Below are 16,993 nucleotides of genomic sequence, written 5' to 3' on the forward strand. Positions count from 1 at the left end.
ACTGTAATGGTGAAAATTGCAATCGGCGTTTACTCCTGTTTTTGTTTGTCATCGCGCAACAAAACCCTGTAACCCGCTTTGACCATGACTTTGATGAGTTTTATTTTCTTACTTAAGAAACTCTTGGCAGCTTCTATGCCTGCACCAGCGGCCTGAGCGCCAAGGCTCTGGTCAAAAGAGGTAAGCCCGAATGTCTGTATGGATCGGTCGGCAGAAGATTTGGCAACATCCCTTGCAATGGCTCCCGGAATATAAATACCGTCGATGCCATCGATATCAAAAACAGAAAGCTGCACAGGATAAAGGGATTTCTTATATCGCAGGCTCTTGATCTTTACGGTAAGGCGTTCCCCTTCGAGTGCTACTGTACCATAAATGAAATTATCTTTTGGGACGATGGTACCATGTACATTAATATCATTGAGTAACCTGAGCTTTACAATAGAGCCGTTAACCAATGTCTGATCTTCGTGTACAACTGCTTCAATCGCGTTCTGGTCTTCATCATCAGATGTGGAATCATCCAGGCCATAAAATCCGGTTGACGGAGTATTGGTACTGCGCATATCATCCGGACTGTTATCCATAGTACTAATACGATTCCCTTTTCTTGCAGTATTTACAGCATACACCTGTCCTTTACGCTGATCCTCGCTTTGCTTTATTTTCTCATGTACACGTTCCGGATGTTGTATATCCAGTATCTTTTCAAGCATACCGTTGAGCTGTTTTGTCTCCGGATCTTCGCCACTATCACGACTTTGCATTGACTGCATCATTTTTTCAAGGCGATCCACATCCATTGTGTTTATTGATGATGATGCTTGCCCGTAAGAATTTGGATAACCCGGCTGTGAATAGCCGTTATATGACGAGACCGTTGGTTGTTGCAATGCTTTGTTTAATGCTCCGAGTTTTTCATAGACTTTAGCTTCATTCGGATCATGATATTGCAAAGAGCCATTACCATATTGCGATGCATTGGCAGGCAGTTGCCCTTGAATGTTCCCAATCATTGAGTCCTCTTTCTTTTCAGCAGCCATTCCATTGTTATGATAATAAGGATCGTTCTGACTCTGCTCCCTGCGCTTTAATGAATCCGCATTGGCCTGGTCATAATAGCTCATCTTATCTGTTGGCCCACCTGTATTGTGGGCATCAGGTAATTGCAGGTTAAGCCCTTTTATATTTGCGGTCTTTGCTTCAGCGTTTCCTTTACCCCCACCTAATGCCCAGAAGGCAAAAGTGATAAAGGGAAGCACCAGGATGGGTATTGCTACCAGCATCCTGCGTCGCTTATCTTTTGGTGTCTGTACTTTCATTTTACGTTTGTTTTAATTGGTTCTTATTTTTTACAAAAGATATCTTCGATCCTTTGGATACTATCGATCAGTCCGGGCCTGTTATGCAGAATACTATCCCGTATTTTTCTTCCATCCATCGTATGGCTAAGGCTATCGAGATAAGACCTGAATCGTTCGATGCGTCTTACATAATCCGGGATACCGGAAGGCTTTGAAGCTGGAGGCTTGGGTATAACCAGTGGGCTGATTAGCGAGACTGGCTTTGCAATTAAAACCGGGATTTTACTAAAGCTAAAGGCGATAACAGCGGTACTGTATAATGTCATTGCTATGCAGCCCGCTATTAATATTACTTTCCTGCGTCTTGCACTTAGCCTGTTATAGAGCTTATCCATACCCGAGGCCCATTTACTCTGAATCTTGTGGATACCTGAAGCCAGCCATCCTGCGGCCTTATCGCTACTGCTTTCGCCAGTTTTGCTAGTGCGATTTTTTTGTCTGAAAATTTTCATAGCTATCTGTTTTTGACGTTTAAATCTTTGTTTTCAAGTATCTGCCATCTTTCTATCAAAAAGCCGTGGGAGTTGTTATCACTGCGGTCAACGTTTCTTAAATAGCCTTCGGTAATGAGGCTGCGGCTCACCACAGTAGTAGCCCGTGTGATTTCTTCTTTACCGTAATAGCGGAAGTAATAAGGGTACTCGGTAGTATTTACTGAAATGCTGTCTGTCTTTACGATCTGGCTAACATTGCCAGCGATAATATTGCTGTAATAATTACTTTCCTTTAAATTATCATAGGCCCTTTTTACTGAACCATCACCGAAATACATGGCCTGCGTTATACTTGCCAGAATTTGTTTATCATCTGGTGATAGTGTAAAGAAGTAATGATGGAAGGTGGCGATATGGTCCTTTGCTTCTACAGGTATGTTATCTTTCCTTTCTTCTGCTAAGGCTTCCATAGCCTTACCGCTGGCCAGTACATATATTTTACCCTGCGCACCAGATACCATCCTAAAGCATTTGTATACTATAAAAGAACATAGCAGTAATGTGCCGGCAGTTAAGAGTATAAAAAAGCTCCGTGTCTGCTTAAAAGCGGTGTCAATATTTTTTGCTTTTGTAAACATGTTATACCTCCTGTTTTTTTAAGATTCAGATTTACCGGATAGTTTATCTTTCATATAGGCTGCTGAGCCTCCAATGCTACGCCCGGCAGCGCCGCTTAGCCCGGCACCATCTTGGCCTGCAAGCCCCGATTGATAAGCGGACGGAACACTTGAAATGGCTGTCGCACCTTGTCCGGCACGACTTATTACACCGCTTGTAGTGGATGCAGAAATATTGGTAACCTTTTGAAGCATCGCACCAAGGCCTCCGGCATGTACTATGGAATTTGCAACGGATGGAACAGTAAAATACCCCACGATCCCAATCAGCATAAATATGAGGTAACCTGTATCGGCAGCACTAAAAAATGTATCTCCGCTATTTTGTATCTGGCTCAGGTCAAGGCGTAGCATCTGTTCCTGTATCTTTCCAATGATTGCACCGAAGATATTACAGACCGGTAACCAGAGAAAGATATTGATGTAGCGCGCTATCCATGCGGTTAAGGTGTGCTGGAAGCCATCAAAGACAGCAATACCAAAGACCATCGGGCCAAGTATGGCAAGAACAATCAACTGAAAAGTTCTGAGCGTATTAATGCAAAGTGCTGCGGCCTGAAAAAGTACCTGCAGCACTTCACTCATCCATTGCTTTACAGAGTTGCGGAAGTTGTAGGACACCTTTTCCATTGCAAATCGCATGTCATTACCGATACTTTCAAACATGCCCTGGTCATCAGGATCTGCACCATCATGGGTATATTTATACCACCTGTCTTCATCTCCTTTATTATCATCCCCCACATACATCTTCCAGGCATCGCTGTTCTTTACCACATCCTCCTTTTGTTTGAGTAGCGTTGCCACAGCTTCATTGGTATTATTCACCATAGATGCAGTACCGGTAACCGTTGGTTGCATTACCCCATTGATCATGGCGATAACGGAAGGAAAGATTACGATACAAAAACCCAATACAAAAGGCCGGAAGAGCGGATAGAAATCTATCGGTTCCGCATTGGCCAGATGCCGCCATAAACGGGAAGCGATATACCATGTAGCTGCAAAACCTGCAATACCACTTCCCACACCAATAAGCTGGCTGCACATGGGCATCATCTCATTATAAAGGTTATCGAGTATGGGTTGCAGGCTACCAATCGTATCTGCAACCCCGCCACGGCTTTGCGCGTGGCTTAAAAAAGGGAAAAGCATCCCCACTGCCGCAAGTATTGCAGCCCTTCTACACGTTTTCATTCGCAATATTTGTTTTATTTTAGTTGATACCGTTCATGGCTTTGGAGGCCGTTATTTCCAGCATTGCCTTTTGCCGCTGGAGTGCGAGCACTGAGGTGGAGTTATTAAAGGATCTTAAAAAGCGCAGCTTATCCTCCATATCCGTATTGAGTTTATCGATAGCCTTGATGCGCTCATCATCGCTCATCCTTAACTTGTTGGCGGTAATGATATTGGTGAGTTCATCAAGGTTATGAAGACTTTCATTAAAAAGGTTATCATACACGCCAGAGATATAAGTAATCTCTGTGGCAGAAAACATATTACCGGATTTAAAGCGGTTAAAGGCGCTTTTATATTCCTTTACAAGTAGTACCTGATCGTTTATAATATCTGCTATCCTGCCGTATTGCTTGACTGTCGGGCTTACAGCCCATAGGCCATCCAGAAACATTTCATGCATATTGAAGTTACCTTGTGATATATCCTTGATCGTACCGTAACCTTTATTGAGCACATCATAGCCGGTCTTCATATCTGAAAGTATCTGCTTGAACTGGCTTAGCTTTTCTACGTTTAATAGTAATTGTGCTATTTCTTCTTCCTGTGCGGTAGCCTTACCGGCAAAGGCCATGCTGCCATATAATATAATGAACATTAAAATGATCTTTTTCATAACGCTGTTATTGTTTACCATAAAGTGTTTGGATCGTACCCAGGTCTTTTTGTTCGTTTGCCTTATGTAAGGCAAGTACCGAAAGGCTGCCACTAAAATCCTTTGCAAAGCGGTACTGGCTTTGGCTGTCCGCATAGAGCTGATTGATACGCCGTATTCGTTCATCATCTTTCATTTCAAATTTGCCGGGTGTGGTTACGGCATCCAGGTCACCGAGGGTTGATTGGCAATCGGTTTGAAGCCGGTCATAAACAGAAGCGATGTAGTGAAGCTCCGCAGTTGAAAAAGCCTTGCTTCTGTTGGCCTGCGATTTGCTTTTATCAATAATGGACTGTATATCGCCCTGTATTGAAATAATATCCGCTGCCCTCGGGTACTTTGCTATCTCCGGGTTTACGGCTTTTAGGGAACTGAAATATAGAGAGTGCAAATTGAAGTCACCGTTTTTAATATCGCCAATAACACCAAGGCCCTTTTGCGCAATATCATATCCTTTCTTTAAAACCATACCATAAGCCTGAAGGGCTACAATCTGTTCGGCGAGGTACTTTTTCTGCGTCTTGTTCTGCTGGAACCATTCCGCGAATGTTTGCGCCTCAACGTTATGGGCTGCAAATACGATCCATACAAATAATATTACCTTTTTCATCTCCTTAAATTTTGAATGATTATTGTAATCCATACATTTTTTTGACCGTTGTTATCTCATCCCCACCTTTGGCGCGTTGCAGGCTTAGTATTGCATTTTGCCGGGTAAACCGCTCCAGGTCATTGTAATTTTTATCCACCTTACCGGCTGCATTATCAATAAGCTCCATACGTTTTGCATCCGTCATCTGGGTCTTAAAGGAATTTATGACAAGAGTCATCTGATCTATATTCTTAATGGTTTCTGATAGGATGCCGCTGTAAACCGTTCCCATATACTGTATTTCCTCTGCGCTAAAGTGCTTGTCGCTTGAAACCAATGCCCATGCTTGCTGATAGGCTTTTATCATCTGTACCTGTCTTGCACTGATGTCCTTTACGCGTTGGTAGTAAGCGATGATATCCTTGACCTGCTTCAGTTCATCGAAGTATTTACCATAGAGGTCTTTTTGCTTCTGTGTCCAATCCGATATCTCATCAAGCTTTAATTTTGATAAGGTATTTTCAAGCGTCTTTTGGGCGTCCTGCAACCATATCACCTTGTTTTGTTCCCGCTGTATCTGTAAGTCCACAGCACGGATTACTTTTTTGATGCCTGCCTTTATGATTTCAATGATGGGAATCTGCGCCGATACCCTTTGCGGTAATAAAGAGATTCCTATCAAAAGGCTTAGTATAAAAACTATCTTTTTCATTTTGATTCATCTATTCTGATACAGGTTAATAATGGTTCATCTTCAAATTCGCATTGCAGGTACATTTCGTTTTTCGCAGGATTAAAAATGCAATACCTGTCTCCTCCAATTTGTAGCAGGAAAGTTCCCGGAAAATGAGTGAATGCTCCTAACCAGGTTTTTTCGATATCCTTTTCATTTTCCATAAAAATGGTCTCCGTGATCCGGAATACATTTCCATAAGGTTCAATCGTTATGATGCAGGTGGTGTTAGTTTCCTTAAAACATTCGTCTGTAAGTATGGCCTGATAGAAATATGCCATTGCCCGCCTTGTTTCAGCATGGAGTTTTGCTTTATCGAAAAACATTTCAGCTGCATCCTTTACAGATTTTATCCAATCTATAATCTTTTTCATTGTATTACTTTTAGGTGGTTTTTAAATCTGCAACGAGCGCAGCTATCCCTTTCTCTATACTTCCAAACCGCTTTGCATATTGGGCCACCATTACTTTTTCGGTCTGCTCCGTGGTATAAGCATAATATTCTTCCGGTGAAACTTCGGTACGGTAAACTTTGGAGAGGATACCGCCAAGCGAGATAAATACCTCTTTATATTTCCTTAGCGGATCATTGGCTTTATTAACGGATAGTACAAGCGCTTTTTCTTTATCGGTCAGGCCAAGCAGCTGCTGAATGTCATCAAACTTGTTCTGATATTTACTTTGATCGAGTAGTATCTTGCAATCGCTATTGTTTACAATCGCTTGTTTTACTACTTGTGAGCTGATGATATCTTCTATCTCCTGCGTAACGACAATGGCTTCACCAAAGAATTTGCGCACTGTCTTGAAAAGGTATTTGATGTATTCTGCGAAACCTTCTTTCATCAGTGCCTTCCAGGCCTCTTCTATGAGGATCATTTTTCGCACGCCTTTTAGTTTGCGCATCTTGTTGATAAATACTTCCATGATGATGATGGTTACCACCGGAAAGAGGATCGGATGGTCCTTAATATTATCAAGCTCAAATACAATAAGCCTTTCAGCAAGCAGGTTAAGATTTTCATGTGCGTTTAATAAGTAATCAAATTCGCCGCCCTTGTAGTATGGACGCAATACGTAGAGGAAATTATTGATATCGAAATCGCGTTCTTTTACATTATCAGAATGTAGTACAGCAGTAAACTCTTCCTTTAAAAATTCATAGAAGGTATCAAAGCATGGAAAGAGGCCGCCATCCTTATCCAGCTTATCAAAATAGAGTTGTATGGCATTGGACAATGCCACATACTCGCTACGCTTAAACTCTTCATCATCTTTCTTCCAAAGGGCCAACAGTAAGGTTTTGATGCTTTCTTTCTTTTCGGTATCGAGGCTATCGCCTTCCCCGATAAAAAAGGGATTGAACTTAATCGGGTTATTTTCTTCATAAGTGAAATAATAACCATTCACCATATCGCAAAGGCCTTTGTAACTATGACCCACGTCTACCAAAACAACATGCGTACCCTGTTCATAATAGCTGCGCACCATATGGTTGGTATAAAATGATTTACCGCTACCTGATGGCCCCAGAATAAATTTATTGCGGTTGGTACAAATACCCAGCTTCATGGGTTCATCTGAAATATCAACATGCACCGGCTTTCCTGTCTGGCGGTCACCCAAACGGATACCAACTGGACTTAACGATGAACGATAGGATGTTTCCAGGTTAAAGAAACAGGTAGCCTGTTCGCTAAACGTATCAAAGCTATCGTTCATTGGAAAATCTGCTTCATTACCCGGAATGCCGGCCCAATAGATCTGCGGCGCGCCGAAGGTTTCCTGTTTGGCGACGGCATCCATTTGCGCAAGTGCTGAACTGACGGTATTTTTAAGGTCTTTTAATTTCTCGGGATCTTCCGTCCAGACCAATAGGTTATAATGTGCTTTTACCGGTTGCCTTTGCTCACCGATAGCTTCATTTAAAAAGTCATTAGTAGCATCGCGCGAAATACTGTTCTCACGGCTATAGGCCGAAAGACTTTGCAGGCGCAGTCTTTTACTCTCCAGCTTTTGAATCGTCTTTGCTGCGTCTTCAATAAATACATACTGGTTATAGATATGATTGCAAGGAAGTAATTGTCCAAGTGTGCTTGCAAAGCCAATACTGAATTTAGTTTTGTCCGTGCTGTACTTATCGTAGTTGATCCTGCTACCACATAGTGAGGGCAGATCCGCTGCGTCACCCAAAGTATAGAGCTGGCAATGCTGGCCCCCAATCTGTATCTTATCGCCGGCAAACTGCAAATCCTTTACAATAAAGTTGTCTTCTTCTTCGGCAAGGAAGCAATAGCGTTCCAGAATACCCATCTTGCGTTTGTGGCTATAAAGGTCTTCATCACGCAGTCGTGTCATCTTTACAAAGCCGCTGTCTTCCATGATCTGCCTGAACTGTCCGCAGGCATCTAAAAAGTCCTGTAACATGCTACTGTTCAGCGTTTGTTCGGGAACGACAGATTTGCGAAGCAGGTTTGAAAACAGGGAACTGCCATCTTTGCGACGGTTTGGTTTCTTGGTTAAAAAGATATAACAGTCATGGTTTAAATAAGGGCGTTCATTGAAAAAACGCTCAGAACTCCGTGACAAGAAACTGTTATCGTCTTTATCGAATTTTGCTTTGTACCTGCTGTCAATAAACCAATCCTGTTTGTGGAAGATGCTATGTTTTGGAAGTATCTTAATTGCCTTTACCCACGCCTGATGAAAGGCTTCGTAATCACTATCGGAAAGGGTAAAGATTTCCGGAAGTGTTGTTTTAAAGGCAACGGTAATGTCGCCCTGTTTGCTTACCAAACAATCATGCTCAATGCCAAAGATGGGCATCGTATCATCTAACCACTTTTCCATGTTCACAATTCTTTTTGATGATTTTTTGTATGTAGTATTTTGTAAATATTATTGTTAAAGGCAGTAAGGGAAACATTTCAGGCTGGCATATCTTCTAATTTTGCGGTATGCGTCATTCACTGTTCATACCAGATAGCCCGTTAGCCGATAATTTGCGCGTTCATAAACATGGCTTAAATTATTGGTCCAATATTGATTCTTTTAAGGTCATATCTGTAAAAAGACTTTCCGGCTTCAAGCTATTCGGCCTTATCAAAAAGAGCCTGGTAGAAGAAACAATGAAAACTTTACACGTGCTTCATAAATAATTTACGGCTGTTACATTTGACAACCTTTGGAATACTGCGCCGGGCCATAGTTTTCATCATGCCATGTTCACCGTATTTTCGGCTCATTTCATAAACTTTAAATACCAGTGCTGAACCGCAACAGAGGATAATACCCATACAGATGTATTGATTTACTCCTATAATAAACAGCGCTGCGAACACGATCATGAGCGCCAGTATTCCGGCTCCGAGATACCAGATATACTGTGCTTTCAGGCCTTTAAATTCAATACTTTTATTGATGCCTTTATTAATTTGATAAACACTATTTGCCATTTTTTTTCCTTTTTATAATTAAATACCTCTTCCTTTTTTGCGTGCGGCCTGCTTTTCTGACTTTTGGATATCAAGCTCTTTTTTTAGGTTACCAGCTATGATTTGTTTGATGGGTGTTTCTTCCCAGGATATTTCTTTAGCAATACGGTGCAATTGCAGCCCGTTTTCAACGAGTATGGAATCCTTATCAAATTCATGTATCCTTGCAAATGCTACAGGATCTAATCGGGACGGTAACGGGATATCCACGATCACAAGGTGCCTTGGAATTTCCTTTATCGTTTGAAAGTCCAATTCCTCCATTTTAAAGGTCTTAGGATTATAAGTAATCCTGTAACAATCCAGTTCAGCGACATAATAATCGTCCATATCCTTAAAGCGGATGCCTGTGGTAGAAAAATCATCTTTTGGACGGACGCAATCCATATTGAGGTCAACATAAAATGGATGGCCGCAAATTTCAATGACGGGCAATTGTCCTCCTTCACGTAAGGCAAGTTGTTGCTGGTTTATTATTACTTCAACATCTGCCTTGCCGGCAACTTCGGCTTCACTTATACCATATTTGCCAGCCATACCAACGGGGTCAAGTTCCGTCAGATTTGGAATACAGATAATTGCATAATCCTCCTTTATAGATTCCAGGATATTTCTAATGGCAGGATCATAATCTAACCTGTATCCACTTCGGCTATAAAGCATATCCGAAATTGCGATGGTATTAATTTCGTGTCCTTTTTCTATAAGTAATCCCTGATTAACATCCACCATAAACTCAGTACCTTCAATGGTATAAATGGGTAATTTTCTTTGCTCTTCCATAATCTTTATAATTTCATCCCCCTTGTCTTTAATGGCGCGTGTGCTACAACTATCGTATTACCCTTTGGATTAAAAGGCACAATGACAGCCTGCTTTTCTTCGGTTATATTTTCAGTGGTGTCCTTTGTACTACCTGTTTCCAAAAGTTTATTAGCCAGAATTTTTGCAGCAATCTCTTTTTCCAAAATGCTTAATTCACTTTTCAGTTCACGCAGTTCTGCTTCTTTTTCAAAAGGCCTCCCAATAATTTTTTCGAGCATAGGTATGGCAGCCTCTGCTTCATCGACTTTCTTCTGATATTGTTCCTTAATGGAACTTACCCTGTCAATAGCGCTCAGGAAATGGCGTGCTGCAAGTTTGGGGTTGTCGGTATTAGGCGTGCCATCATTATAACTGTATCTTATTCCGCTTGCGGGACTCTGGGCAAAAAAACTGTTGTATTTCTCATACTCGGCGTCGCCACTTTTATCAAACCCTGTATAATTCTTATGTTGTACAATAAACAGCTCCATGCCATAAAGCGATCCGATCTGTTGTCTGTCCTGACCTTCCAGTGGTTTCCAGTTTTTATAAAGGGATATGATGTGCCTGCCGATCTGTTCCGGATCTGCTGAAGAAAATCCTTTCAAGGCAATCGAATTGTTTTTAGCTCCGTCCTTATCTAAGCTGAGTACTGCTTTATAATTGCTTTCGTCGGTAGTTAACAGACTCAATGTCCTTTCTGCATTTGTCTTATCGCTTATGACGGATTCCAATTGGAACCTTGAGCGGGAAATGTCCCTAAAATGCGCCGTCTTCAGGCTTTCCAGTACAGCTACCTTCTTTTCGAGTTTGCTTTTTTCAAGCAGTGAGGTATCACCGGAAAGGATAGCAATGTATTCTGAAAAGTTCATTCCGCTTTTTTCATCCATGGCCCCTTCATCGATGCTACGAACATTGAGTTCATTATTTTTCATCTGTGAAATGAAAAGCTGCTTGTTCTTTAAAAGATTGAACTTATAGTTATCGAGTGATTGCTCAACAGCATAGATATAGTTCATTACCTTATTGCTATAAAACTGTTTTGCAATAACATTGCCCTGCCTAGAGTCACGTCCATTGCGCTGTTCGAGTTCCGATGGCTTCCAAGGAATATCTAGATGATGCATAGCGACCACTCTTTGTTGAACATTCAATCCGGTGCCTGCCTTATCTGTACTGCCTATCAGCAGACGGATCTCGCCCCGGTTCATCTTACGGAAGAGCTCCGGCTTTTTCTTTTCAGTCCAGTTATGAATAAAAGTGATCTCATGGGGCGGGATATTAAAATCCTTTACCAGCTTATCTTTGAGCGCATCATAGATATTGAAAGCACCCGGTTTGGGCGTGCCGATATCTGAGAATATGATCTGGGTGCCTTTATGGGCCTGGCTTTTATGGTACCACTCCGCAACGTTCCTTGCACAAACACTTACCTTGTTATCGGGATGGTCGCCATATTTTACCGGATCGATGAGGCGCATATCTGCGGCCATTTTCTTGGCATAATTGGTGGCAATCAGCATTTTGGCTTTGTCTTCTGATTCGGATAGGCTTGGCCTGCCGATCAGCCTTGCATCGCCGGTTCGAGCGAACTCCATGAGCTTTACAATAAATTCCTGCTGTGCCGGTGTCGGTTTTATATTTACCAGCACCTACGTATACATCGAAATCGGAACCGAACTCGTTGGAAAGTGCGGAAAAGGGGGTATGAACATGGAAATCACATTTGCGCCAAATCGAGCCTCTTGAAGTATTCATTAAGAAAAGGTAAGGTAATTGGTTATAAAATATTAGTAGATAATATTTTATAAATATAGTCATTCTATAGTTACACAAATATTGAATAGTGCGACCATAATAAACAAGACCTCTAATTATACTAAGGATCAGATTACCTTTATAATGGACTTAAAGGCTAAATACTTGAAATGACAGTTAACCCGGCATTCCATGTTTCCTGAAGATAGGTTTCCACAACTGCCAGTAGCTTGCTGACATCGCTCTCTGTAGTGTATTGCCGTTTTGATAATCCTGGCTGCACAATAAAAATATGCATCCTTAACTTCAAATCTTTCCTTGCTCTCCGTTTTAAAATATCCAGGTCATCTTCATTTCCTTTTTCAAAACGGTCCACAGCGTGCCGAGCAAACCGTTGCTGGCTGCGTCGAATTATGTGTTTAAAAATTTCGTCTGTATTTTCCATCCATTTGACACTTTTTTGAGCCTGTCCGCACACTTCGTAAAAGTCTTTTAACCTGATGCCAGGACTTGTGTCAGAAGAGAATTTACAATGATAAATATCAAGATTGAGGATATTTGACCGCTCGTCCGTGTACAAGCCCAACACATCGCCAATCTCTCCGCTGTCATCATCGTCGACAATAATCTGATATTTTGGATTGGACTTCATCATCTGTATGATGTTGTACTGAATAGAGTCTGTTTTTTTTGCATAACTTTGCGATTCCAACCTAATATTTGTGTCTATCCAATTATCGGTCAATATTCGTTCTGACGGAAATTTCGGCAATATATGTGTGATACGTGTGAAAAGATTGCCTTCAAGAAAGGATCCGTTCACAAAGTAAATAAGCGGCGGATAATCTTCAAAAAAGTCTTTCAATAGTCGCCGTTCGCCGCCTATACGTACGAACAATTCACTTGAGGATTTGAAGCGGTATTTATTTTGATTGGATTCATGATAGAGTTCCAAGACAATAAGCTGCTTACCGACAGGAAAATCTATTGAGAATGTTATCGACATTGACGTTTGCGAAACCACTGATAAGTCGCAATTCCAAACTGGGTATTCTTCATTTTTAAAAATGATCTCCATGGAACCGATCAGTTCTCTATAAATGAAATCGGGCCATTCGATACTGAATGCCAAGACATCCTCAATCACAGTTATTTCCTCGGGCAATAGCGTCCCTTTTAAAACAAGGTCTGCGTCTATAGACTCATCGGTGATCTTGTTCGCCACCCCCTTACTCCACTTAATCCAAGTAGGAATATTATTAGAGCGCATAGACCATACACGACCATGATGGCTACACCCGACGCTAGTTCTGCCCGCGTTTTCAAATCCTACTCCGAAAATATTTGACTTAATCGCTTTGTTTATTTCTGTTGATCTCAAAGCCGTTTTGATATCGCTGCCGACTCGCATAATATAGTTCATAGCTCTTCCCATCGGTTCCCGAACGCCTACATTATGCAATCTCAGTCTATTGAGCCCATAAAAAACCCGGAAAATATTTTGCCCTTTAAGGAGAAAAGCATCTATTCCTACTGCCTGTACAAACCGGTCATAGTAGGAATTTGTGTTAGAGGCGTGAAGATACAAAAGCTTCGTTTCCTGGTCAAAATGGCAAACGATGATTTCCCAGTTAATACTTTGGAAGTCTTCGACTTTTGCCCATTTCACCGCATTTCGTTTCCCAGTAATAACGATTAGTACTTCTTTTTCTTTATTATAATCACTATATACATATTCAAAACTATCTATCCCGGCAAGTCCCTTACGGTAATTTAGAGGATTCCACTTGTCTGACTCCTGTTTAAAAATAATAACGCTTAAAGGATTTTTAATCGCCTGGATGGGGAATTTATCAGGAAATCCTTTGAATCCCTCCATGAAATCACGGAAATCCTCCTGCTCAAGACTCATTTTATAAGCCATATCGGGCAAAAGCAGATTCCAGTCCGAATCTTTATAATATAAATCTTCTAAATCTTCGGTGACCTCAGCTTCGGCTAAATTGGCTATAAATGTCGCCTGTCCTAAATCTGTTCGCGGCCTTGTAAAACGGCCAGCTAATTGTAAAGTGATCGCCAGGCTCTTTTTGGTATCGTGAAATGCTGCTATTTTTAATTCAGGAAGATCGAATCCTTCCCCTAACATATCAACGCAGATAATAATACGATGTTTTTTTAATTTAACGTTTGCTACAATTTGTTTTAGGTCACTTGCCGGTTTAATTTGAGAATGGATAATAACCGGGTTAAATTGCGTATGGGATGCATAATAGGGCAAAATTTCTTCCGCCCGTTCGATCTTATTCACCCGCACCATCAGAATGTGGTCAAAACCATTGTTTAAATCCTCAGCTAAAGTTTCTACTGATAATGCTGCAATTTGCTGATCTGCCAGCTTTCTGTTGTGTTCATTAATGGGCTTAAACAGTATTGGTCTAAAATAATCTAACTCTTGTGCTTTTTTTAGCGGAAAATTAAAAACGAATTTGCCGTCAAGTTTTTTCCCGTCATTTCTGAAAGGCGTAGCTGTGAATAACACGACACGTTGTTTGGAAAATTTATTTTTAAAGACGCTCCAGGTTGCTGCCGGCGTATGGTGAGCTTCATCAATGAATAGATGTGTGATCTCCCCTGCGATTGAAGTTTGGATTTCATTGGTGCATGCGGCCAGCACACTCATAGTTGCGATAGTCACATTCACTTCCCCGATAAATTGTTTTACCGCAGCTGGCGTCTTAAAGGCATGTCGCATGATCCCTACTATGGGATTTTCGGCATCTTCATTAACAATCCCAAATTCAGGCAGAATGCCCAAAGTCGCAAATTTTCCTGCTAACTGATCCCTTAACGCGTCTGTGGGAACGACCACCAGCAAAGACGGGATGTTTTCGAGCACTAATGTCGACAACATAGTTTCCGTTTTGCCTGTACCCGTAGGAAGAACAATTACTGCCGCCTCATTGGATATACACCAATGTGCCTTCAAGGCATGAAGTGAACCAATCTGGGGAACCCGCAACCCCGCTGAACCAGGGGAATCTTCTTTGAAGTTGAAGTTGTTCTTCCATGAACTTGTAACCAGCTGCTTAGTGTGCTTTTTAACATAGTCTTCGCTAAGCAACGGATGTTTATTCCAATCTAAATCAGATAGATCAAGCGTTTGTGGTAATTCATTAAAATTGATTTCATCTATTACAACAATATGAGTGTATTGCTTTTTAAGCGCCTGCGAGTTCCTCTTTATTAATAAGAGCACAGGATTTCCATTTATTTTAATTTCAAGGCCCGATTTTTTATCAATTCCAACCTTAGTAACCGCCGACTCTACTTCTTGCTTCCTTTTTATCATTGCTACGATTTGTCCATTTGTGTTGGTCTTAACCGATTTAACAGGAGGAAGGATAATTATCATAGTTATACATTATAATTGGAGGTTTGATTTAGGAAAAATCTAAATTACAATTTTTTAATTAGTTAGCTACCTTGTACTTACCAAGTCGGAATAGACCACGATAATTAACCATAGCCGTTAGGTTTCTTATCTTTACTAATTACACTTTAATGTTTGCAAAACAAATAGTATATTTGGGTATTAACGTTCTAAAACAACATCAAATTGATCTAAAGAATTCGGTATACTTCGCGGTATACGTCTTAAATTAGATGGCATATTATACTGATAATAAGAGCTTTATCTCACGGGGTTCGAATCCCAGCGGGATCACTGAAAAACAAAACAGGTTCGCAAATGCGGACCTGTTTTGTTTTGTGATATTCCACAAGTCAAATTGAAATATGAGAGTAGCGATAGTTGGAGCTCATAAGGTGGGGAAAACAACATTGGCAGAAGAACTTCTGGAGAGCCTTCCCGGGTATACCCTCGAAATGGAGCCATATTATCAATTGGAAGCATCCGGGTATGAATTTTCAGAAGCCCCTACTTCAGAGGATTTTCTTGACCAGTTTAATTATTCAGTAAAGCTTGTTTCCAAAAGCGAAAGCAAGGTGATATTTGACAGATGTGTCATTGATATTTTGGCCTATCTTCATGTTATTGATCCGGGCAGGAATATTCAACTGTTATTTGAAACAACTCAAACAATAATTGCCGGAATCGACCTTCTCGTGTTTGTTCCTATAGAAGAACCGGATTTGATAGCTGTGCATCCGTCAGATAAGCTAAAACTCAGAAGCCGGGTGAATGATTTGCTATTGGATTGGATAAGAGATCTCGGCATTGCGGCAATTGAAGTAAGCGGTACTTTATCCGGCCGCAGAGACCAGGTGCTCGCTAAAATCTCACGATAGACATCAAACTGCCTGTTGTTATCATCCAATATAAGCTTTCAAACAATCAAAAGTGTTTCATTAAAAGAAAAAGTATGGCTTTTTATATTAAGGTCATAGTTTACCGGTTAAACAGAAACCTTCCAACTAAAACAAAAAGTACTTTGAATTTAAAAGTTATTGAATAACTTTATATCTCAAAAGAAATTTAGCTATATGAGAACACTTTACGACCTGGCTAAGGCCGATCCCTGGTTCCGTCGCTTCGCTATTTTCTGCCGTGTGGCCCTCGCAGCGAGTTTCTTGCCGACGGGCTTTGTCAAAATCATGGGTCAACGTTTTGCCGAGGGGCTGCCGCATAATAACCCTCTTGGTCATTATTTTGATGCCTTACTTCAAACTGGTTATTATTATACATTCATTGGCATTACGCAAGTCGTTATCGCTATCTTATTATTAGTCCCGCGTACCGCACTGCTTGGTGTTGTCATGTATTTTCCCTTGATCATTAACATCACCGTTTTAACCTACGCCACACGTTTCGACGGTACCCGGCTGATCACCATGATGCTATTGGGCTGCATATACTTACTGGTCTGGGATTATGACAGGCTAAAATACTTACTGCCGATTAAACAGTCCTCTGCTCCCACTTTTGAACGAACGGCCAATACCGGACGATTGCGCCTATATTTTTTCGGCGGCGTCCTTGCCATTCTTACCTTCATTATCGGCGGTACTTTTTACCTATACGAGATTACGCCAGGCAACGAGGAAGCCGAATGCCGCAATCAATGCCCGTCAAGCAAAAACCCGAAAGCCTGTCAGGTTTTTTGCGACTGCATTTACCAAAAAGGACAATCTTTGGATAGTTCCCTGGCTACTTACAAAAAAGCGAAAGGACAACGCCACCACTGATTACATAATATATACTGTACCTTTTCGTTGTCCCCTTATCG

15 protein-coding genes are annotated in these 16,993 nt (G+C 41.2%); 2 read left to right on the forward strand and 13 right to left on the reverse strand.

Features of this window, described 5'->3' with window-relative positions; all coding sequences use genetic code 11:
- Positions 1-29: 29 nt before the first annotated feature.
- The 13 genes from traM to BMX50_RS12715 form a co-directional block, all read right to left on the reverse strand.
- Complete coding sequence (gene traM / locus BMX50_RS12650) at positions 30-1,322, reverse strand: conjugative transposon protein TraM (RefSeq protein WP_091210877.1); 1,293 nt, start codon at positions 1,320-1,322, stop codon at positions 30-32.
- 23 nt (positions 1,323-1,345) lie between these two features.
- Positions 1,346-1,816 carry a hypothetical protein gene (locus BMX50_RS12655; RefSeq protein ID WP_091210878.1) on the reverse strand — a complete coding sequence of 157 codons (471 nt, stop codon included), beginning with the start codon at positions 1,814-1,816 and terminating at the stop codon, positions 1,346-1,348.
- A 2-nt stretch (positions 1,817-1,818) separates the two neighbouring features.
- The gene (traK, locus tag BMX50_RS12660; protein ID WP_091210879.1) at positions 1,819-2,436 is read right to left on the reverse strand and encodes a conjugative transposon protein TraK; all 618 of its coding nucleotides are present in this window, start codon (positions 2,434-2,436) and stop codon (positions 1,819-1,821) included.
- Positions 2,437-2,454: 18 nt separating this feature from the next.
- On the reverse strand, positions 2,455-3,672 hold the full coding sequence (gene traJ / locus BMX50_RS12665) for a conjugative transposon protein TraJ (protein ID WP_091210880.1): 1,218 nt from the start codon (positions 3,670-3,672) through the stop codon (positions 2,455-2,457).
- Between the two features lie 19 nt (positions 3,673-3,691).
- On the reverse strand, positions 3,692-4,327 hold the full coding sequence (locus BMX50_RS12670; RefSeq protein WP_091210881.1) for a hypothetical protein: 636 nt from the start codon (positions 4,325-4,327) through the stop codon (positions 3,692-3,694).
- 7 nt (positions 4,328-4,334) lie between these two features.
- On the reverse strand, positions 4,335-4,976 hold the full coding sequence (locus BMX50_RS12675; RefSeq protein WP_091210882.1) for a hypothetical protein: 642 nt from the start codon (positions 4,974-4,976) through the stop codon (positions 4,335-4,337).
- Positions 4,977-4,995: 19 nt separating this feature from the next.
- A complete protein-coding gene (locus tag BMX50_RS12680; RefSeq protein ID WP_091210883.1) occupies positions 4,996-5,670 on the reverse strand; it encodes a conjugal transfer protein TraI in 675 nt (224 codons plus the stop codon).
- On the reverse strand, positions 5,667-6,065 hold the full coding sequence (locus BMX50_RS12685; RefSeq protein ID WP_091210884.1) for a hypothetical protein: 399 nt from the start codon (positions 6,063-6,065) through the stop codon (positions 5,667-5,669). The genes BMX50_RS12680 and BMX50_RS12685 overlap by 4 nt, the downstream gene beginning before the upstream one ends.
- Positions 6,066-6,075: 10 nt before the next feature.
- Complete coding sequence (locus BMX50_RS12690; RefSeq protein WP_091210885.1) at positions 6,076-8,541, reverse strand: TraG family conjugative transposon ATPase; 2,466 nt, start codon at positions 8,539-8,541, stop codon at positions 6,076-6,078.
- Between the two features lie 287 nt (positions 8,542-8,828).
- Positions 8,829-9,146, reverse strand: coding sequence for a DUF4133 domain-containing protein (locus BMX50_RS12700; protein WP_091210887.1), 318 nt, complete (start codon positions 9,144-9,146; stop codon positions 8,829-8,831).
- A gap of 18 nt (positions 9,147-9,164) precedes the next feature.
- A complete protein-coding gene (locus BMX50_RS12705; RefSeq protein ID WP_091210888.1) occupies positions 9,165-9,968 on the reverse strand; it encodes a hypothetical protein in 804 nt (267 codons plus the stop codon).
- Positions 9,969-9,973: 5 nt separating this feature from the next.
- Entirely contained in the window at positions 9,974-11,587 is a 1,614-nt protein-coding gene (locus BMX50_RS12710) for a helicase-related protein (protein ID WP_091210889.1), read from the reverse strand.
- 317 nt (positions 11,588-11,904) lie between these two features.
- On the reverse strand, positions 11,905-15,159 hold the full coding sequence (locus BMX50_RS12715; protein ID WP_091210890.1) for a DEAD/DEAH box helicase: 3,255 nt from the start codon (positions 15,157-15,159) through the stop codon (positions 11,905-11,907).
- Between the two features lie 383 nt (positions 15,160-15,542).
- Between BMX50_RS12715 and BMX50_RS12720 the strand changes: the two genes are divergently transcribed.
- Both BMX50_RS12720 and BMX50_RS12725 read left to right on the forward strand, forming a co-directional pair.
- Positions 15,543-16,055, forward strand: coding sequence for an AAA family ATPase (locus tag BMX50_RS12720; protein WP_091210891.1), 513 nt, complete (start codon positions 15,543-15,545; stop codon positions 16,053-16,055).
- A 195-nt stretch (positions 16,056-16,250) separates the two neighbouring features.
- Positions 16,251-16,952 (forward strand): hypothetical protein, encoded by a 702-nt coding sequence (locus BMX50_RS12725; protein ID WP_091210892.1) that lies wholly within the window; start codon positions 16,251-16,253, stop codon positions 16,950-16,952.
- Positions 16,953-16,993: the final 41 nt, after the last annotated feature.

The sequence above is a fragment of the Mucilaginibacter gossypiicola genome (genome assembly GCF_900110105.1).
GTDB classification, from domain to species: Bacteria; Bacteroidota; Bacteroidia; order Sphingobacteriales; family Sphingobacteriaceae; genus Mucilaginibacter; species Mucilaginibacter gossypiicola.